Consider the following 20,561-nt stretch of genomic DNA (forward strand, 5'->3'; position numbering starts at 1 on the left):
ACATATAGACGTCTAGAGGTGTTGACGTCTTGTTTTGATGTGGTTAAGGTTGTTAACAGCCATCATTATTTATTTACAGGGTTCACCCCCTTATAACAAGGAACGTTATTATGAGTGATAAGCAGCCTGCGACTATTGCCGTTCGTAGCGGTATTGACGTTGATTCACAATATAATGCAGTTGTGCCGCCAATTTACTTAACGTCCACCTACAGTTTTCCTGCGCTAGGTGAGTTACCGCAATATGATTATTCCCGTTCAGGCAATCCAACTCGAAATACATTAGCTGATGCTCTGAGTGATATGGAAGGCGGCGCGGGGGGCGTCGTCACCAGTTGTGGTACTGCTGCGATGAATTTATTGGTGTCTGCGCTTTTAGGGCCTGATGATTTATTGATAGCTCCCCATGATTGTTATGGTGGCAGTTATCGATTGTTTAATACCCGCGCTCAAAAAGGGGACTTTAAGGTCCTGTTTATAGATCAGTCGGATCCTGATGCCTTAGCGGCAGCATTGGCACAAAAGCCGACGTTGTTATGGCTTGAGACTCCCTCAAATCCTTTAGTGCGCGTGATTGATATTACGGTGGTTTGCCAACAAGCACAGGTGGTTGGTTGCCAAGTTGCCGTTGATAACACTTTCCTATCGCCATTATTACAGCAGCCGTTATCGCTTGGGGCTGATTTTGTGGTGCATTCAACCACTAAATACATTAATGGTCACTCTGATGTGATCGGGGGTGTTTTAATTGCTAAAGACCAAGCTGCGGCTGAAAATCTAAGTTGGTGGGCTAATTGTATTGGGGCGACAGGAGCCCCTTTTGATGCATATTTGACCTTGCGTGGATTGCGAACATTGGCGCCTCGAATGAGGATGCATGAAGAAAATGGGGCAGCAGTGCTGGCTTATTTGCAGCAACAACCCTTGGTTGGCACTATTTATCATCCAAGTTTGCCCACCCATCCTGGGCATGAGATAGCGAAGCGTCAGCAACGTGGTTTTGGCTCGATGATGAGTTTTGAATTTGCTGGAAGTTATCAACAACTGGCGTTGTTTGTTAAAACATTACAATTGTTTTCATTGGCAGAATCATTAGGGGGGACGGAGAGTTTAATTGCTCATCCGGCTTCAATGACTCACCGTGCCATGAGTGATGAAGCGCAACGAGCCGCTGGGATCTCTACTTCTTTGTTACGGTTATCGGTAGGTTTAGAAGACCCACAAGATTTGATTGCTGATCTTAAACAGGCGTTCGCTATTGCAAAGGAGGGCTGCTGATGAAAAAAGATCTGCGCCAATTACATAAATTTGGCGGAAGTAGCCTTGCCAATGCTGATTGTTATCGTCGTGTCGCTGATATTTTACGTGCGTATTCTAATTATAATGATTTAGTGGTGGTATCGGCGGCAGGGAAAACCACCAATCAATTATTATTATGGCTAGAACAATTAGTCACTGATGGCCGCTTAGCCCATGAAACCTTACTCTCTATTCGAGTATTTCAGCAGCAATTGATCAATGAGTTACTTGATCCTCAAGACGCAGAGCCACTACAACAGCAGTTATATGCGGAGTTGGCGTTAATTGCTCAGTGGGGACAATTAACCATGACGGCCGAGGTGAAAAATGCGGTTTTAGGTCATGGTGAATTATGGTCTGCACGGTTATTAAGTGCCTTATTAAACCAATGCCAATTAGCGGCGATAGATATTGATTCACGTTTATTTTTACGGGCCGATCATGCGGTGCAGCCTGAAGTGGATAAAGTCTTATCTGCACCCTTATTGGATCAATTGTTAGCGCAATATCAACAGCAACGATTAGTGATCACTGGTTTTATGGCGGCGAATCAGCACCAGCAAACGGTGTTACTTGGTCGTAATGGGTCTGATTATTCTGCGACGATTATTGGTGCTTTAGCCAAGGTTGACCGAGTAACAATTTGGAGTGATGTCGCGGGTGTTTATAGTGCCGATCCTCATAAGGTCACCAATGCTTGTCTATTGCCCTTATTACGATTAGATGAAGCCAATGAATTAGCACGTCTTGCTGCGCCAGTTTTACATAGCCGAACACTTCAACCCGTCGCCCAAAGTAGTCTTGATTTAACCTTACGTTGTAGTCATCAACCTGAATCTGGATCAACACGGGTTGAAAGGGTATTAGCATCTGGTCGTGGGGCTAAAATTATTTCATCACTCAATGATGTGTGTTTAATTGAGCTTGATGTACCGCAAGGAATGGCGTTGGCACATACTCAACAAGATGTGCAGTTATTATTAGATCGAGCGCAATTACAGCCGTTGGCTCAAACTATGGATAAAGGTAAGCGGCGAATTATTTTGGCCTATACCCAAGAAATGGTAAATAGCGTGCTAGGGCTATTGCAAGATAGTGGCGTTGCGGCTGAACTTCGATTACGAGAAGGCTTTTCAATGGTTGCGGCAGTTGGTGCTGGCGTGTTGAATAATCCTAATCATTGCCATGGTTTCTATCAGCAACTTAAAGGCTTACCCGTTGAATTTATGACTGAGGCTGAATCAGGTTTAAGTTTAGTGGCAGTGCTACGTGATATTGAAACGGATAAGTTAGTCAATGATATCCATCAAGCGTTATTTCAAGCGCAAAAAAGCGTGGGTATTGTGTTGTGTGGTAAAGGCAATATAGGAAAACATTGGTTGGGGTTATTTGGTCGTGAAAAAGCGGCATTAGAGCTACGACACGGCATGCAATTTAATTTGATTGGCATTGTTGGTCAGCATCAATGTTGGATTAATAGTGTTGGAATTACGCCGCAAACAGCATTAGAGCAGTTTCAAGATCAGGCAACAGATTATCAATTACCGCAGTTATTGTCTCAGCTAGCAGCGGTTGATTATGATGATGTGGTTGTGGTTGATGTAACCGCAAGTCATCAGTTAGCTGCGTTATACCCACATATTGCAGCGAGTGGATTACACCTTATTTCTGCTAATAAAATCGCAGGATCAGCGGCGACGATAGAGTATCAGGCGGTGGTTGATGCGTTTGCTAAAAGTAGCCGTTATTGGTTGTATAACGCGACGGTTGGTGCTGGTTTACCTATCAATCATACCGTACGCGATCTGCGCGAAAGTGGCGATCGTATTTTAGCTATCTCGGGTATTTTTTCTGGCACATTATCATGGTTGTTTCAACAATTTGATGGTCGACAGCCGTTTTCTGAATTGCTTGAACAGGCGTGGCAGCAGGGGTTAACTGAGCCCGATCCGCGTCATGATCTGGATGGCAGCGATGTGATGCGTAAGCTGGTTATTCTTGCTCGTGAATCGGGGTTTGAAATTGACCCACAGCAAGTGCACGTTGAATCATTGGTTCCGCCGTGTTTACGTAAATTAACGGTTGATGCGTTTTTTGAGCAAGCACCAGAACTTGATGGTGTATTAGCTGAAAAATTAGCACGAGCAGCTCGTGAAGATAAAGTTTTACGTTATGTGGCCCGTTTAGATCGCCATGGTAAAGCATATGTTGGCTTAGAAGCATTACCTCATGAGCATGCATTAGCAAACTTACTACCTTGTGATAATATTTTTGCAATTGAAAGCCTATGGTATCGCGAGAATCCATTAGTGATTCGAGGTCCTGGGGCTGGACGAGATGTAACAGCTGGGGCGTTAATATCTGATATCAATCGCTTAGCGACGATGTTGTAGGCGTATACCGTATTAGTAGTAATAAAAAGCCGCAGTTTAAACTGCGGCTTTATTTTTTGATATTGATTTAGTTAATAGCGATTGCGCTATTTTCACTGTCCATATCTTTCAGTTCAGCGAGAACTTCTTCAGCCCATAATATCCAAGCTTGGCGGTTATGAAGCCCGCGGCGCAAGGTTAAACGGTCGAGACGTTGTTGACGATCCATGTTTTTGTAATCGCTAAAATGAATTTGCTCTAGCTCTTGATAATGACCCATTAAAATATGTGATTCATCAATTAAAGCTTCAAGTTGCTGCTGCATTGGTACTGAATTGTGAACACCACAAATCAATAGTTTTGCAGAAAACTCATCACGCGTGGTTGGATTACGTGCTGGTTCTTGGAACCACTCAAATAGTGCCTGACGGCCAAGATCGGTAATCGAATATACCTTACGATCAGGTTTACCATCTTGAGGTTCAAGACGGCAGGTTACTTGATCATTCGTCGCCATTTTATTGAGTTCACGGTACACCTGCTGGTGGCTCGCTTTCCAAAAATAACCGATACTGTGTGAAAATTCTTTGGTTATATCGTAACCAGTCGCTTCGCGAGTGCTAAGCACTGTTAAAATTACATGTGGTAGTGACATCTCTTCTATCCGTTAAATATATAAAATAAAAAAACACAATAGGGCTTAGATTATGTAACGCTTCAGGTGACGTTTTTAATTTATAATCGTGCTATTGCACTGCCTAATTGCGGTCGCATAGAATATCATTAATTGACTCAATATCGATACTTCTAGTTCAATTATCTGTTACTGAGGCGTTTCAATTTATTATCTTGTGAACTATCACTAAGTTAATTTAGCGCTAAAAAAATAATAACTTGATTGAAATATATTCATCTTTTCTCATATTGATACTTTTCTATCTTAGTCTTTATAAGCAATATAATGCTGTATCATAGTTGAGAATTTACAATATATTTTAACAACATTGTAAATAACGATTAAAAAAAAAGGCTATCCGAAGATAGCCTTATGGTTATTTATCGAGGGTTAGCCAGTATTACGCATACCTGTTGCAATACCTGCAATGGTTACCATCAATGCTTCTTCAAGCTCTATTGGTAACTCTTTTTGCTGGCGAGTACGGTAAAGTAATTCAGCCTGCAACATGTTAAGTGGTTCAACATAAATATTACGTAGACGGATAGACTCAGCACCCCATGGGTCTTGCTGCATCAAATGATCATTATTTTCAACGGTTAATACAGCTTTAATATCTTGCACTAACTGTGAACGTAATTGTTTACCAAGCGGCCATAAAGCTTCATCAGTTAAACGTTGATCATAGTACTCTGTGATACCCAAGCTGGTTTTGCTGTACACCATTTCTAGCATACCTAAGCGAGTCGAGAAAAATGGCCATTCACGGCACATTTCTTCTAGTTGTGCAGTATCACCATTATCAATCGAGTGTTGAATCGCTTCACCCGCACCTAACCATGCTGGTAACAAGAGACGGTTTTGACTCCAAGCAAAAATCCATGGAATAGCTCGTAAACTTTCAACGCCACCATTAGGATTACGTTTTGCAGGGCGAGAGCCCAGCGGTAACTTACCTAGTTCAGACTCTGGCGTTGCGGCGCGGAAATAAGGAATAAACTCCGGCGTGTTTCGAACTACATTACGGTACGATTCACAGGAAACATGAGAAAGTTGGTCCATAATATGGCGCCATTCTTGTTTCGGTGCTGGTGGTGGTAGTAAGTTTGCTTCTAACGTTGCACTGGCATAAAGGCTGAGGCTATTAATTGCCACTTCAGGTAAACCGAGCTTAAAGCGAATCATCTCGCCTTGTTCGGTTACACGTAAACCACCTTTTAGGCTACGTGGTGGTTGAGATAACAATGCCGCATGAGCGGGTGCACCGCCACGACCAATACTACCGCCACGGCCATGGAATAAGGTAATTTCAACGTCTGCTTTTTCGCAGACATCGACCAGTTTTTCCATCGCACTGTATTGCGCCCATCCCGCTGACATTACACCTGCATCTTTGGCTGAATCAGAATAGCCAATCATCACCATCTGATGGTTTTGAATAAAACCACGGTACCAGTCAATATTAAGCAGTTGTTCAATAACATCAGCGCCGTTGTTTAAGTCTTCAAGTGTTTCAAATAATGGACACACATCCATGCGGAATGGACAACCTGCTTCTTGCAGTAATAAGTGAACGGCTAATACGTCAGATGCTGTACGTGCCATTGAAATAACATAGGCACCCAATGCTTCACGTGGTTGTTCTGCAATTGCTTTACAGGTTTCGAGTACTTCTTGAACGTCAGCTGATGGTTCCCACTTTCGTGGTAGTAATGGTCGCTTAGACGATAATTCACGAACTAAGAACGCGATCTTATCTTGTTCACACCACTGACTGTAATCACCTAAACCAAGGTGACGCGTTAGCTCTGAAATAACATTTTCGTGGCGAGTGCTTTCTTGACGAATATCCAGTTTAACCAGATGCACACCAAAACATTTGATACGACGTAGTGAATCAAGCAGTAAGCCGTCAGCAATGATCGCCATACCACATTGATGTAATGACTGGTAACACGCAAATAGTGGATCCCATAGCTCAGCAACATCATTAATAATATGTTTAGAAAGGGGAGCATTACCGTTGATTTGTGCTTCTAAGCTGTCTCGAGTAATAATCAGTTTAGTACGTAGTTGTTTTAAAATTGCACGGTAAGGTTCATGTGCTTCACCTGCGAGCTCTCGCACCTCAGCATTACATTGAATCATTGATAATTCATTGATCAATTCTTGCACGTCACCAAGATAAAGTTCGGCCGCTTTCCAACGAGAAAGGCGTAAAACTTCATGGGTAACATCAGACGTTACAAATGGGTTCCCATCGCGGTCGCCGCCCATCCATGAGGAGAAGGTTACTGGCGCTGCGTCTAATGGTAGTTTCTTATCTAAATGCTGTTGCAGTTTTTCATCAAACAGGCGTACAAACTCTGGTACCGCTTGCCACAATGAATTTTCAACCACGGCATAACCCCATTTTGCTTCATCAAGTGGGGTTGGGCGTTGCTGGCGAATAACATCGGAATACCATGCTTGAGCAATCAGTTGTTCTAAGCGTTGCTCAACACGTGCACGTTCAGCGGTTGATAATTCGCTTAATTCTAATTGTGATAAACATTTATTAATCTGTACCAATTTATGGATCATGGTACGGCGTGCAATTTCTGTTGGGTGCGCGGTAAGAACTAAATCAATATTTAATTCATTAATCGCCACTAAAGAATCAGCAGGGTTAACATCATGCTGGACTAATTTAGTAAACAATTCATCGAGTGCATCTGGGCTGCATAATGTCGTTTCACGTTGGCGTGAAATCGTATGGTATTGCTCTGCAATATTGGTGAGATTAAGGAATTGACTAAAAGCTCGAGCTACAGGAAGTAATTGATCATCGGGTAGGTTTTGTAATTCAGCAATCAGTTTCTCGCGGTCATCTTGATTACCTGTGCCTGCTGATTTAGAAAGTTTGCGAATCGTTTCAACTTTTTCTAAGAGTTCATCACCGCAGGCTGTTTTGATCGTATTACCCAGCAAATGGCCAAGCATACTGACATTACTTGTTAACGCACTGTATTTCTCGTTCATATCGTATCCATCTCGTAATTTTGTTACATCCAATTTAACCTTTACCCCACAATCTAGCCGTGAAGTTAGTAACAGGTCAACAGAGATTGTATTTATCGCTAATAAAAACTATCGATATTGATTTTGGTCATAATCTTGATTGAATTTTGTAATTTTGTTTCATTCCTGCCTGTGTCAGCCCACATTTTTGTTCATTATTAAAGAGATAGGGCAAAAAAACGCCATTAAAAATAATTAGTTCTGTTATGGTTTAATGTTGTAAAAGTTAATGAAAAGCTAATAAAATATATTTTTTTATCGTCGCACTATTGACAGTATGTAATTTAATCAGTAAACATATTAATTCAAATTTATGAATAAATGGTGTTAGCTGTTTATTTATCCTTGAGTAACGGAACGCTCAGGGTTTATTGTTCGATGCAGGAAGTTATTATCATGAACCAAATCTATACCTCTGCCTTTATCTCCTCCCTTCGACGACGCTAAGTCTTTTGCCTTAGGTGCTTTTACGTGCCTTTTCTATGCTGTTTACAGCACACCTCTGTTAGCCGTTATGACAATCATCACTACTTAGCCATAGCTCCAATTATTTGATGACGGCTCGATAACACTACAATGATATGGAATGAGCGATGTTAAACACGGTTATTGTTGGCGCCAGTGGGTATACCGGCGCAGAACTGGCAAAAATAGTAAGTCGTCATCCGCAATTAACACTTTGCGGTTTGTATGTTTCAGCCACTAGTGTTGATGCAGGTAAACCATTAAGTGCGCTGCATGGTCAATTGCATGGTGTGGTTGATTTACCGTTGCAGCCGCTAACAGATATTAGAATGGCAGTGGCAAACATCGATATTGTGTTGTTAGCTACTGCCCACGAAGTGAGTCATGATATTGCAGCTGAATGTCTAAATATGGGTTGTCAGGTGTTTGACTTGTCAGGTGCATTTAGAGTGAAAGCGGATGGTTTCTATGATCAATATTATGGTTTTAAGCACCAATATGAGGCATTGCTAGACAGTGCTGTTTATGGGTTAGCTGAATGGAATCATGATCAAATTCGCCAAGCCCAATTAATTGCGGTTCCTGGGTGCTATCCCACCGCATCTCAATTAGCGTTAAAACCATTGCTCGTTGCAGGTCTGCTTGATTGCGATCAATGGCCAGTGATAAATGCCGTCAGTGGTGTGTCGGGTGCGGGTCGTAAAGCCACCATGACCAATAGTTTTTGTGAGGTGAGCTTACAGGCTTATGGCTTGTTTACGCATCGACACCAGCCTGAAATTGCCCATCATCTTAATTGCGATATTATTTTCACGCCTCATCTCGGGAATTTTAAACGCGGTATTTTAGCTACTATTACCGCTAAATTAACCGATGGTGTAACCGCAGAAGAAGTGACTGCAGCAATGGCATCAGCCTATCTAAACCCGACCGATCAACATGCGGTACGGCTACTTAACCATAATACCGCTAAGTTGGATGATGTTGTTGGTAGCTGTTTTTGTGATATCGGCTGGCAGGTTCAAGGTGAGCATATTATTTTAACTGCCGCGATTGATAATTTATTGAAAGGGGCTTCATCACAAGCAGTTCAATGCATAAATATTCGCAATGGATTCCCTCAATTAACCGCGTTGGTGTAGGAGTAACACAATGAATCAAGTTCCTTTAGTGATTAAACTTGGTGGTGCTGCATTGGAATGTAATGTCACCTTAGAGCGATTGTTTTCAACCATCAATGCGTACCAATCGCGGTCACAACGCCCGATCTTATTTGTTCATGGTGGTGGCTATCTTGTTGATGACCTGATGAAAAAATTGCAATTGCCGACAGTTAAAAAACAAGGGTTACGGGTTACTCCTAGTGATCAAATTGGCTTGATTACCGGTGCGTTAGCTGGTACTGCCAATAAAATGCTGCAAGGGCAAGCGGTTAAAGCTGGCGTGGCAGCTGTAGGATTAAGTTTAGCTGATGGCGGTTTATGTACAGTTAGTCAATTAGATCCAGAGTTAGGCGCTGTGGGACATGCTGAACCAAATAACGGCGCTTTAGTGGGTCAAATTATGCAGTTAGGTTTTGTACCAATCATTAGCTCTATTGGGCTCGATGCTCAGGGTGAAATGATGAATGTTAATGCTGATCAAGCGGCGGTTGCCGTTGCTGCGGCTGTTGGTGGTGAGTTGGTGTTGCTGTCTGATGTGACGGGTGTACTTGATGGTAAAGGTAATTTAATTAAGCAGTTAACGGAAGCGGAAGCAGAAGCATTAATTGCACAAGCTGTGATCACCGATGGCATGATCGTAAAAGTACGAGCAGCATTTACAGCGGCTAAAGCGCTAGGCCGTTCGATTGAAGTCGCCAGTTGGCGTTATCCCGACAAGCTTAATGCTTTATTAGCGGGCGACAGTATCGGGACTCGATTTACGGTGCCATTAATGGGTGATTAGCCTGTATTGATGACAGTTCATTGATGTATTACGACGAATTAATATTTTTGAAAATAGTGCCTGAACGGGATGACCGCGACAAGGCTGAAAAGGAGAGCAGCAGATGAGCAAGATTAACAAAGTGGTATTGGCCTATTCAGGTGGTTTAGATACTTCAGCCATTATTCCATGGCTAAAAGAGAACTATGACTGTGAAGTGGTCGCGTTTGTGGCAGATGTCGGTCAAGGTGAAGAAGAGTTGGTTGGCATTGAAGCCAAAGCACTCGCCTCTGGTGCATCTGCATGTTACATCGCTGATTTAAAAGAAGAGATGGTCAAAGATTATATTTACCCATCCCTTAAAACGGGAGCAACTTACGAAGGTAAATATTTACTGGGCACTTCAATGGCGCGTCCCATTATTGCTAAAGCGCAAGTGGAGTGTGCATTAGAAGTTGGTGCTGATGCGTTATGTCATGGTTGTACAGGTAAAGGAAATGATCAGGTGCGCTTTGAAGGGGCATTTGCGGCTCTTGCGCCACAATTGACAGTGATTGCACCATGGCGTGAATGGAATTTACGTAGCCGTGAAGCACTGCTTGATTATTTGGCTGAGCGTAATATTCCTTGTACTGCATCGTTAGAAAAAATTTATTCACGTGATGCTAATGCATGGCACGTTTCAACTGAAGGTGGTGTACTTGAAAATACGTGGAATGCACCTAATGAGTTATGTTGGGTGTGGACTAAAGATCCACAACAGGCGCCTGATATCGCTGAAACGGTGTCTGTTTTAGTTGAAAAAGGTGAAGTGGTTGCGGTTGATGGTGAGCCGATGACGCCTTATAACGCGCTTAATTATCTCAATAGCAAAGGTGCCGAGCACGGAATTGGACGGATTGATATTGTTGAGAACCGTCTCGTAGGAATCAAATCTCGGGGTTGCTATGAAACCCCAGGCGGTACCATCATGATGGAAGCATTGCGTGCCGTTGAACAATTAGTGCTTGATAAAGAGTCGTTTGAGTTCCGTCAAACCATTGGTCTTAAAGCATCGCATCTTATTTATGATGGCCGCTGGTTTACGCCATTGTGCCAATCGTTGTTAGCCGCGGCTGATACGTTGGCACAAGATGTAACGGGTGAAGTCGTGATTCAACTATATAAAGGCCAAGCCACCGTTATTCAAAAGCGTTCAGGCAATAGTTTGTACTCGGAAGAGTTTGCTACGTTTGGTGAAGATGATGTTTATGATCATAGTCATGCTGGCGGTTTTATTCGTTTGTATTCTTTGGCTAGCCGTATTCGTGCGCTTAATAGTCAAAAATAAATAATCCAATCAATATTGTTGCTTGCGCTGTAATGATGACGCTATTCATTGCAACGTAAGCTTCTCAATATGACTTCGCTTAGACAGTAATAGGAGATTCAGCATGGCATTATGGGGTGGGCGGTTTAGTCAGGCAGCTGACATCAGATTTAAGCAATTTAATGATTCGTTGCGTTTTGACTATCGACTCGCAGAGCAAGATATTGTCGGTTCAATAGCTTGGTCAAAAGCCCTGCGCCAAGTGAATGTACTTACTGAAACAGAGCAACAACAGCTTGAATTGGCACTAAATGAACTTAAATTAGCGGTAATGGAAGATCCTGAACAAATTCTCGCTTCCGATGCTGAAGATATTCACAGTTGGGTGGAGCAACAGCTGATTGCTAAAGTGGGGGATTTGGGTAAAAAACTGCACACGGGTCGTTCACGTAATGATCAGGTGGCGACGGATCTTAAACTGTGGTGCCGTCAGCAAGGTCAGCAATTATTGTTGATGTTGGATAAATTACAGCAACAGTTAGTTACCGTCGCCCGCCAGCATCAAGCAACGGTATTACCTGGATATACCCATTTGCAACGAGCGCAGCCCGTCACTTTTGCCCATTGGTGTTTAGCGTATGTTGAAATGCTAGAGCGTGATCATTCCCGGTTGAATGATGCAATGACGCGACTTGATACCTGTCCGTTAGGCTCTGGCGCACTGGCGGGAACGGCGTATCCGATAGATCGTGAAGTGTTAGCCCATAACCTTGGTTTTCAGCGAGCAACCCGTAATAGTCTTGATTCGGTGTCTGATCGTGATCACGTGATGGAATTATTATCCACCGCATCAATTTCAATGTTGCATTTATCACGAATGGCAGAAGATTTAATTTTCTATAATTCTGGCGAATCTAATTTTATTGAACTTGATGATGCGGTGACCTCTGGTTCATCATTGATGCCGCAAAAGAAAAATCCTGATGCCCTAGAGCTTATTCGTGGCAAGTGTGGCCGAGTGTATGGCGCGATGGCGGCGATGATGATGACCGTTAAGGCATTACCGCTGGCTTACAATAAGGACATGCAAGAAGATAAAGAAGGGCTATTTGATGCGTTAGATAGCTGGCATGATTGTATGGAAATAGCTGCATTATGTTTTGAAGGGATCAAGATTAATCAAGATCGTACTTTAGAAGCGGCGATGCAAGGTTATTCAAATGCGACCGAACTAGCCGATTATTTAGTGGCGAAAGGGATCCCTTTTCGAGAAGCGCATCATATTGTTGGAGTGGCTGTGGTGGCCGCGATTGCCAAAGGCTGTGCGTTAGAAGAACTCTCTCTTGAGGAGATGAAACAATTTTCGACGGTGATTGAAAATGATGTCTATCCGATTTTGACCATTGAATCATGTTTAGATAAACGGTGTGCTTTAGGTGGTGTTGCACCAAACCAAGTTGACTATGCCATTGGTCAAGCAGAGAAGCGGCTTGATAAGCGTTATTCGCCTAATGTTAAAGTACGAGGCGCACGACTCACCGATCTTGATGCTATTGAAGGCATGGTGGTGTATTGGGCGGGACTAGGTGAGAATTTACCGCGTAATCGTAATGAGTTAGTGCGCGATATTGGCTCGTTTGCAGTGGCTGAAAATCATGGTGTAGTAACCGGGTGTGCATCATTGTATGTCTATGATTCTGGACTGGCTGAGATACGATCTTTAGGGGTTGAAGCGGGCTGGCAACAGCAAGGCCAGGGAAAAGCGATTGTTGAACATTTGCTTGATAAAGCCACTCAAATGGCGATTAAAAAAGTATTTGTGTTAACTCGAGTGCCTGAATTCTTTATGAAACGTGGTTTTACGCCAACCTCAAAAGCCTTATTACCAGAGAAAGTAATGAAAGACTGTGATCGTTGCCCACGTCAACATGCATGTGATGAGGTCGCTCTAGAGGTCTGGCTTGATCAAGCTCAGCATATTCCAACGGTGAATGTTGCTTAGCTCAATATTCGCGATGGATTGATATCAAAAAGCCCTCACTTTATTGTAAAGTAAGGGCTTAATTAGATGGTCCGCCTCACTCTAAAGCCGCTAGGCTTTAGTTGTGAGTATCTAGAGAGGCGAACCATCATGTTGATTAAAGTACTTGGTATTGATTTAGGCAAAACTTCATTTCATCTAATTGGGCACGATTATGCGGGCCGTGAGGTATATCGCAAAAAATGTAACCGTGCTCAACTATTAAAAATATTGCTTCAACTTGATAAAACTACTGTTGCGATGGAATCTTGTGCTGGATCTCACTGGCTAGCAAGAAAGTGCCAATCTTTTGGACATAACACCAAACTAATCCCTCCTCAATACGTTAAACCCTATGTGAAAACTAACAAAAATGACTACATTGATGCTGATGCTATCGCTGAAGCTTCTGCTAGACCTTCAATGCGTTTTGTTAGTGTCAAAACTGAAGAATCCCAAATTTTATCTGCAGTACAACGTATCCGTTCTGGGTTTATTAAAGAACAAACAGCAACGATGTGTCGCATTGGTGCACTACTACTTGAATTTGGTATCAATTTTCCTCGTGGACACGCTGCCATGGGAAAATTATTTCAATGGCTTGCCGATAAAAATCACACCTTACCACCACTTTTGCTTCAAGAATTAGCTGTTCTTTATGAGCATTATCAATATTTACATCAAAAGATTGCTGAGCAAGATAAAAAGATAAAAGCAGTTTTGAAAGAATCAGAAATGGGTGAATTATTACAAACTATCCCAGGTATTGGACCGATGATTGCGAGCGCATGTTTATCAGAAGTACCATCACCAAAAGATTTTAAAAATGGACGACATTTAGCAGCATGGGTAGGCTTAGTTCCTCGTCAATATTCAACAGGAGGGAAATCCACACTGCTGGGTATCAGTAAACGAGGGAATAAGTCATTAAGGACATTATTTATTCATGGAGCACGAGCTTTGATATCAAGGCCAAAAATAGCTGAAGCTATTTTTGGGGATTGGATAACAGAATTATTAAAACGAAAACCATTTAATGTTGTAGTTGTGGCGTTAGCTAATAAGTTGGCAAGGATCGCTTGGTCAGTAATGGTAACTGGATTGCCATTTAGAAAACTAAATTAATCAGATTTGCATGTGTAGAGAGATAACAGAACGGTTAAACCACCAGATAAAGGACCTGATACAAAAAACAGTGATTATACACTTTCGGCTTTTTAAGGATTATCTGGCGCGGAGCTTATCGTGGAGATGAAGTTTAAGTAAGTTAACTTCAATTAAACTCCGAATACATTAGCGCAAACCAACCTCGTTATCGAAATTTGCACTTGCAATAACGAGGCGGACCATACATTTTTGTAGCTAATGACTATTGCTTAGCCTAAGAAAATTTCCAGTTCTTCGCTACCACCAATGTGTTTACCACCGATGAAGACTTGAGGCACAGTGCTACGGCCTGTAATTGCACGTAGAGAAACTGTGGTTGCGTCTTTGCCCAGAATGATTTCTTCATACTGTAGGCCTTTGTCGATTAGATTCTGTTTTGCTTTAACACAGAAAGGGCAACCAGGCTTTGAGAATACAGTGATTGATTCTTGTAGTTTTTGCTCAGGTGCAATGTAGTTTAACATTGTATCAGCGTCAGAAACTTTGAATGGGTCGCCTGGTTCTTCGTTTTCAACGAACATTTTCTCAACCACGCCGTTTTTAACCAGCATGCTGTAACGCCATGAACGCGCACCAAAACCTAGGTCGTCTTTTTCAACTAACATGCCCATGCCGTTAGTGAACTCACCATTACCATCAGGAATAAAAGTGATATTTTCTGCTTCTTGATCTGCTTTCCATGCATTCATTACGAACGTATCGTTAACCGATACACATAGAATGTCGTCAACGCCATTGTCAGCAAATACTGATGCTAGCTCGTTATAACGAGGTAGGTGGCTAGAAGAACATGTTGGTGTAAATGCGCCTGGCAGGCTAAATACAACCACTGTTTTATTAGCAAATAACTCATTAGTTGTTACGTCTACCCATTGATCACCCTTACGAGTGTGGAAAGTAACTTGAGGTACTGGCTGACCTTCTTTAGATGCGAACATAATGTGATTCCTTAAAAAATATAAATAAATTTAATGCAATCGGAGCTTCGTAAATATGTTCTCCATATTGATGAAGTAATTATGCGATTTTACTCTTGATAGTTCTAATCGTTTACTGCTATGGTTTTGATAGTTGATTCCTATTGGTAACCTTAGCTAATGAATATTCGAGATCTTGAGTACCTTGTCGCCCTATCTGAACATAAGCATTTTCGTAAAGCCGCTGAAGCATGTTACGTCAGTCAGCCAACCCTAAGTGGTCAAATTCGTAAATTAGAAGATGAACTAGGGGTGTCGTTGTTAGAACGAACCAGTCGTCGCGTACTTTTTACCGATGCGGGATTGAGTTTAGTCGCCCAAGCTCAAAAAGTGTTGCTTGAGGTCAAAATATTGACCGAACTTGCTAGTTTACAAGGAGAAAGCATGGCCGGCCCGTTACATATTGGCTTTATTCCAACGGTTGGTCCATATTTATTGCCGCAAATTATTCCAACGCTTAAAGAAGCCTTTCCTGAGTTAGAGCTGTTTTTACATGAAGCGCAAACACATCAATTAGTGCAACAACTTGAAGAGGGTAAGCTCGACTGCATGATTTTAGCGTCAGTCAAAGAGAGCGAGCCGTTTATTGAGTTGCCTTTGTATGATGAACCTATGATGCTTGCAGTGCCTGAAACACATCAATGGGCACAAGAGAAAGAAATTGATATGTCACGCTTACATGGTGAAACCTTATTAATGTTGGAAGATGGCCACTGTTTACGTAATCAAGCATTAGGTTTTTGTTTTGCTGCTGGTGCCCGTGATGATGGTCGTTTTAAAGCGACCAGTCTCGAAACACTACGTAATATGGTCGCTGCGGGCAGTGGGATTACTTTATTGCCTCAGTTAGCAACCCCGAAAGAACATTGTCGTGATGGTGTGTGTTACATCGAAGCTGAGCATCCACAGCCAACCCGTTTAATAACCTTAGCTTATCGTCCTGGCTCACCATTAAAATCACGTTATGAGAAATTAGCAGCAGTGATAAAGGCTAAAATGCCTGATATTTTTGAAAAGCATGTGCAGCAATAAGAAACAACAATAGTTAATACTCATTATCAAACATGATATTTGAGCAAAAAAAGAGCGCCAATAGGCGTAATGCATGTGAATTAAGATAATTTACGCTTCCTTGAAGGCCTAGTCGCATAGCGACTAGGCCTTTTCTTTACTGCCCTTGGATAACTTCTTTCCTGCCTTTCTGGTAGTACAAAGCTTTCTGCCATATCAAGTATATATCTCAATATTTCAGGATACCGACCAGCTGCAACCGCTGGTAATAGTTGAAGTTGGCTTGTTAAGAATATCGAGGCTTGCTTAAAGCCTATTTGATACGGCATGACACTTTTTAATGAGTATGCCATTTGGCACATCATGAACCGTAACAAGTTATAAGCTAATAACATTCCCCATAATTCTTGAGTCACTAGCGCTGGCGTTTTGCTTCTTAACGTTATCGTTCCTTGTAACATATATTGTTTCATTTCTCGGTAACCCAGCTCAATCTCCCAACGGTGGCTATAAAGCTCTGCAATATCAGCGCCTATATAACGTTTGGGATCGGTCATTGACGTTAATAATTTCACTTCGCGACCTTTGATCGTGGTTGTCACTAAGCGTGCTTCCATTGTCACGGGCGCATCAATCCACTTTTTTCGAGCTTGTGGCGACAAGGTTAACTCTATGAGTTCTTGGCCTTTACCTAGCTTTCTTAACGTTTTGTATTGGGCGCCTTTACGTAATGGGATAAGCCAATGCCTTTCTTGCCCCGTACTTTGCCATTTATGCAGTAAGCCTAAGGCGTAAAAACCACGATCAAACAGCGTTAGGCTATGATCTGGCGCTTTTTCAATGAGTTGGGCTGTTAAATCAACCTCACTGACAGAAACAGAATCAAATGCAGCGCTATTTAAAAGGTGGCTAGTTAGTTCCATATGGCAAACCATACGCACTTGAGGATAATCGGATGTTGTTGTTTTATTGCCTGTTCTTGAAAATGCTTGGTCATTTTCTTTTGTGTCTGGCGTACGCCAGACAACACCATCGACAGCATGCAATGTGAGACCATGCCAATCCGGATGAGGTGTTTTCTCATGCCACAACTGTTGTGTTTTATTAAAGACAGCTTCTACTGGTTCATGCCCTAATTTCTTACGAGCATGAATCACAGCACTTGGGGCAACAAATGGCTTTTTTCCTGGTAATAGGATGTCTAATTGAGACACCACTTTGCTCATCGACAAATGTCGATAAAGTGACATACCAACGACACTCCAAACCATTAACTCCATTGGTAATCTTCGTTTTCGAATAGTTGTAACACCTGTATCTAGAAGGCATTGGTCAATAAGTGTTGGACAAAGTAAGTCTGATAAGCCGTTTAATTTATCAGCTGAGAAGGCATGTATCTGTTCAAGTGCTTGTCTTAAAAACATAAAAAAATCCAAGTGCATTAAATACACTTGGATTTTTACACATCTACAGGATCGTTCAACTGATCATTTTGGGCTTAACTGATCAGCATTACGCCAATAGGCGCTCTTTTTGATTGCGGTTAGAAACCGTAATTAGAATAGCTCTTCAGCCGTTTCAGTATCAAACTTTTGCTCAGAGGTTACTTGGCGAGCTGATTGTGTTGGCTCAGTACCCTTGATGAAATACTCATACATTGATCTTGAACCATCTCGATCAGACAGTTTACCCGTTGCACGGTCAATACGGACTTTAACGATATCAGCAGGAACCTGTAGTGGTTGCTCTGGCGTATTTTTCAATGCAGTACGCATAAAGTTAATCCATGCTGGTTGTGCGGCATTACCACCGTATTCACCCCCCATTACCTGATTTTTACCAAGGTTTTTATTATAGCTAGTACGACCTAATGCATGACGGTGATCGTCAAAACCTACCCAAGTAGTTGCAACAATATTAGGCCCAAAACCGGTATACCAAGCATCTTTCGAATCATTAGTTGTACCTGTTTTACCACCAATATCATGTCGATCTAATACGCGAGCTCTAAAGCCAGTTCCATACGGATGACCGGGCTCACCCCAAATGTTACTGGTCAACATTTGACGAACAAGAAATGCATTTTGCTCACTGATCACTTCAGGTGCATAACGTACTTCAGGTGGTGTGATCACTTGCTCTAGCTGTGCCAATGTTGGTTTTTCAGCTGTCGATGATGGCACTTTTTGGATTGGCGCATTTTGAGCGGCAGTTGCGAGTGCTACTTGCATTTTCGCTTGTGGATTTTCACTTTGGCAAACATCGTCACAAACAATTTTAGGATTAGCACTGTAGATCAATTCACCATTACTATTATCAACTTTATTGATAAGGAATGGTTTAACCGCATAACCACCGTTAGCAAATACAGAATAACCTTGGGCTAATTCTAGTGGCGTTAAACTACCAGCACCTAACGCTAATGGTTCTGCGCGAGGAAGATCAGCTCGTTTAAAACCAAACCGAGTGAGGTAGTTAATGGTGAAATCTAAACCTGCTAGACGTAATACACGAATTGCCATTACGTTGATAGAACGTGCTAGACCAATGCGAGCACGGGTCGGGCCACCATAACGACCATCAGCATTCTTTGGTCGCCATGCGGTACCTTGCCATTTATCCCATTTAGTTATCGGCGCATCATTAATTAGCGTGGCTAGCGTCATTCCTTTTTCAATGGCTGCTGAGTAAATAAAGGGCTTGATGCCAGAACCAACTTGACGAATTGACTGTGTAGCACGGTTAAACTTACTTTGGGTGTAATTAAAACCACCGACCATCGCCAATATGGCGCCGTTGTTTGGTGACATTGCAACAAACGAGGTGTTAGCTCCTGGTACTTGGCTCAATACCCAATGGTCAGTTGTTACCGCGGCGGTGTCAGCCGTTGCTGCAACTGTTGTGGCTTTATTTTGAACCCAGATTTGTTGACCTGCAGTTAAGATTTGAGCCGCTGTCGTTGGTGCTGGTCCTTGAGCGCTATTTGTCTGGAACTTACGCGCCCATTTCATACCATTCCAATTTAAGGTTATGGTTTGACCTTGTTTGGTCACTACTGTTGCAGTTTGTTGCTTAACCTGAGTAACGACCGCAGGAATTAACTCACCGTAAGTTGGCTGGCTACTTAGCTTTTCAACAATTTGATTGGCATTCAGTGGTGTTTGCCCTGGCTTCCATATCACCGCAGTTGCACCACGGTAACCATGACGTTCATCGTAACTTAGCAGGTTATCAACGGCAGATTGCTGAGCTGCATGTTGTAGCTTGGCGTTAATGGTGGTGTAAACATCCATCCCTTTGGTGTAAGCATCTTCACCATAACGGTTAACCATCCATGCACGTGCTCGTTCTGCAACGTAAGGTGCATACAATTGAATTTCAGCGCGATGGTAATGGGAAACAATCGGCTCTGAACGCGCTTGATCCATTTGTGCTTGAGTGATGTAACCTTCTTTAAACATACGATCAAGAACCACATTACGACGAGTTGTCGCGCGATCGATGGAGTAAATAGGGTTCATGGTTGATGGCGCTTTAGGTAAGCCGGCAATAACAGCCATTTCACTTAATGTTAGCTCATCAACACTTTTACCGAAGTAAACCTGTGCAGCAGCACCGACACCATAAGCACGATAACCGAGGTAAATTTTATTCAAATAAAGGTCAAGAATTTGATCTTTCGTTAAAATTTGCTCGATATGAATCGCAATAAATGCTTCTCGAATTTTACGAGAGAAGGTTTTTTTATTGGATAAGAAAAAGTTACGTGCAAGCTGTTGTGTGATCGTACTGGCACCTTGACGAGCGTGACCAGAGGTTAGCATCACAAAAGCGGCGCGAGCGATACCAATCGGATCGACACCGTGATGCTCATAAAAACGACTGTCTTCGGTCGCAATAAAACCATCGACCAGTAGTGGTGGCATTTGTTTTAGCGTTAATGGTATACGACGTTTCTCACCAAACTGTGAGATCAGTTCACCATCAGCACTGTACACCCTTAATGGTGTTTGCAGTTCTATATTTTTTAATTTAGCAACATCTGGTAGGTCTGGTTTTAGGTATAAATAAAAACCAAAAATTGTACCCACTCCAAGAGTGATGCAAATTATTGCAAGTATTAGTAATCGCTTTATGAACTTCACTTGAGATTTCCCGTTACGCCATCGTTCTGGCGGTCATTATCTATTATCTTTTACCTTCAAGTATAAAGATAACAAAAAATTAATTAATGCCGTTGATGGTGTTTATTCGAAATAGTTTGTTTTTTCGCCACATGG

Annotated in this window: 13 protein-coding genes; 8 read left to right on the forward strand and 5 right to left on the reverse strand. The window is 42.2% G+C overall.

What is annotated here, in order from left to right; all coding sequences use genetic code 11:
• Positions 1-110 precede the first annotated feature (110 nt).
• Entirely contained in the window at positions 111-1,277 is a 1,167-nt protein-coding gene (locus ACJZU6_RS02690; RefSeq protein WP_408900606.1) for an O-succinylhomoserine (thiol)-lyase, read from the forward strand.
• Positions 1,277-3,691: a bifunctional aspartate kinase/homoserine dehydrogenase II gene (locus ACJZU6_RS02695; RefSeq protein ID WP_080158763.1), complete on the forward strand. Its 2,415-nt coding sequence runs from the start codon at positions 1,277-1,279 to the stop codon at positions 3,689-3,691. The genes ACJZU6_RS02690 and ACJZU6_RS02695 overlap by 1 nt, the downstream gene beginning before the upstream one ends.
• A 67-nt stretch (positions 3,692-3,758) precedes the next feature.
• Here the strand turns inward: ACJZU6_RS02695 and ACJZU6_RS02700 are convergent, their stop codons facing one another.
• Positions 3,759-4,325, reverse strand: a complete 567-nt coding sequence (locus tag ACJZU6_RS02700; protein WP_080158762.1) for a PadR family transcriptional regulator — start codon at positions 4,323-4,325, stop codon at positions 3,759-3,761.
• A gap of 411 nt (positions 4,326-4,736) precedes the next feature.
• On the reverse strand, positions 4,737-7,367 hold the full coding sequence (gene ppc / locus ACJZU6_RS02705) for a phosphoenolpyruvate carboxylase (protein ID WP_080158761.1): 2,631 nt from the start codon (positions 7,365-7,367) through the stop codon (positions 4,737-4,739).
• Between the two features lie 632 nt (positions 7,368-7,999).
• Between ppc and argC the strand changes: the two genes are divergently transcribed.
• The 5 genes from argC (at position 8,000) to ACJZU6_RS02730 (ending at position 14,251) form a co-directional block, all read left to right on the forward strand.
• Positions 8,000-9,013, forward strand: a complete 1,014-nt coding sequence (argC, locus tag ACJZU6_RS02710; RefSeq protein WP_408900607.1) for an N-acetyl-gamma-glutamyl-phosphate reductase — start codon at positions 8,000-8,002, stop codon at positions 9,011-9,013.
• A 10-nt stretch (positions 9,014-9,023) separates the two neighbouring features.
• Positions 9,024-9,818, forward strand: coding sequence for an acetylglutamate kinase (argB, locus tag ACJZU6_RS02715; protein WP_408900608.1), 795 nt, complete (start codon positions 9,024-9,026; stop codon positions 9,816-9,818).
• A gap of 103 nt (positions 9,819-9,921) precedes the next feature.
• Positions 9,922-11,127, forward strand: coding sequence for an argininosuccinate synthase (locus tag ACJZU6_RS02720; RefSeq protein ID WP_080158758.1), 1,206 nt, complete (start codon positions 9,922-9,924; stop codon positions 11,125-11,127).
• Positions 11,128-11,230: 103 nt separating this feature from the next.
• On the forward strand, positions 11,231-13,108 hold the full coding sequence (gene argH, locus ACJZU6_RS02725; protein ID WP_408900609.1) for an argininosuccinate lyase: 1,878 nt from the start codon (positions 11,231-11,233) through the stop codon (positions 13,106-13,108).
• 126 nt (positions 13,109-13,234) lie between these two features.
• Positions 13,235-14,251 carry an IS110 family transposase gene (locus ACJZU6_RS02730; RefSeq protein ID WP_408900906.1) on the forward strand — a complete coding sequence of 339 codons (1,017 nt, stop codon included), beginning with the start codon at positions 13,235-13,237 and terminating at the stop codon, positions 14,249-14,251.
• A 251-nt stretch (positions 14,252-14,502) separates the two neighbouring features.
• Here the strand turns inward: ACJZU6_RS02730 and ACJZU6_RS02735 are convergent, their stop codons facing one another.
• Complete coding sequence (locus ACJZU6_RS02735) at positions 14,503-15,231, reverse strand: glutathione peroxidase (protein WP_080158756.1); 729 nt, start codon at positions 15,229-15,231, stop codon at positions 14,503-14,505.
• 159 nt (positions 15,232-15,390) lie between these two features.
• Here ACJZU6_RS02735 and oxyR point away from each other — a divergent pair, with 159 nt between their 5' ends.
• Positions 15,391-16,302, forward strand: a complete 912-nt coding sequence (oxyR, locus tag ACJZU6_RS02740) for a DNA-binding transcriptional regulator OxyR (protein ID WP_080158755.1) — start codon at positions 15,391-15,393, stop codon at positions 16,300-16,302.
• An 80-nt stretch (positions 16,303-16,382) separates the two neighbouring features.
• On the opposite strand, the gene ACJZU6_RS02745 is transcribed toward oxyR, so the two are convergent.
• Both ACJZU6_RS02745 and ACJZU6_RS02750 read right to left on the reverse strand, forming a co-directional pair.
• Positions 16,383-17,705, reverse strand: coding sequence for an IS4 family transposase (locus ACJZU6_RS02745; RefSeq protein WP_408900531.1), 1,323 nt, complete (start codon positions 17,703-17,705; stop codon positions 16,383-16,385).
• Between the two features lie 132 nt (positions 17,706-17,837).
• Positions 17,838-20,426, reverse strand: a complete 2,589-nt coding sequence (locus ACJZU6_RS02750; protein WP_080158754.1) for a penicillin-binding protein 1A — start codon at positions 20,424-20,426, stop codon at positions 17,838-17,840.
• Positions 20,427-20,561: the final 135 nt, after the last annotated feature.

Origin of the sequence: Photobacterium piscicola (genome assembly GCF_046058925.1) — a bacterium.
GTDB classification, from domain to species: Bacteria; Pseudomonadota; Gammaproteobacteria; order Enterobacterales; family Vibrionaceae; genus Photobacterium; species Photobacterium piscicola.

Excerpts from the sequence above, each read along its gene's own strand:
- ACJZU6_RS02690 (WP_408900606.1), top strand. The coding sequence starts at position 111 with ATGAGTGATAAGCAGCCTGCGACTATTGCCGTTCGTAGCGGTATTGAC.
- ACJZU6_RS02695 (WP_080158763.1), top strand. The coding sequence starts at position 1,277 with ATGAAAAAAGATCTGCGCCAATTACATAAATTTGGCGGAAGTAGCCTT.
- ACJZU6_RS02700 (WP_080158762.1), bottom strand. The coding sequence starts at position 4,325 with ATGTCACTACCACATGTAATTTTAACAGTGCTTAGCACTCGCGAAGCG.
- ppc (WP_080158761.1), bottom strand. The coding sequence starts at position 7,367 with ATGAACGAGAAATACAGTGCGTTAACAAGTAATGTCAGTATGCTTGGC.
- argC (WP_408900607.1), top strand. The coding sequence starts at position 8,000 with ATGTTAAACACGGTTATTGTTGGCGCCAGTGGGTATACCGGCGCAGAA.
- argB (WP_408900608.1), top strand. The coding sequence starts at position 9,024 with ATGAATCAAGTTCCTTTAGTGATTAAACTTGGTGGTGCTGCATTGGAA.
- ACJZU6_RS02720 (WP_080158758.1), top strand. The coding sequence starts at position 9,922 with ATGAGCAAGATTAACAAAGTGGTATTGGCCTATTCAGGTGGTTTAGAT.
- argH (WP_408900609.1), top strand. The coding sequence starts at position 11,231 with ATGGCATTATGGGGTGGGCGGTTTAGTCAGGCAGCTGACATCAGATTT.
- ACJZU6_RS02735 (WP_080158756.1), bottom strand. The coding sequence starts at position 15,231 with ATGTTCGCATCTAAAGAAGGTCAGCCAGTACCTCAAGTTACTTTCCAC.
- oxyR (WP_080158755.1), top strand. The coding sequence starts at position 15,391 with ATGAATATTCGAGATCTTGAGTACCTTGTCGCCCTATCTGAACATAAG.
- ACJZU6_RS02745 (WP_408900531.1), bottom strand. The coding sequence starts at position 17,705 with ATGTTTTTAAGACAAGCACTTGAACAGATACATGCCTTCTCAGCTGAT.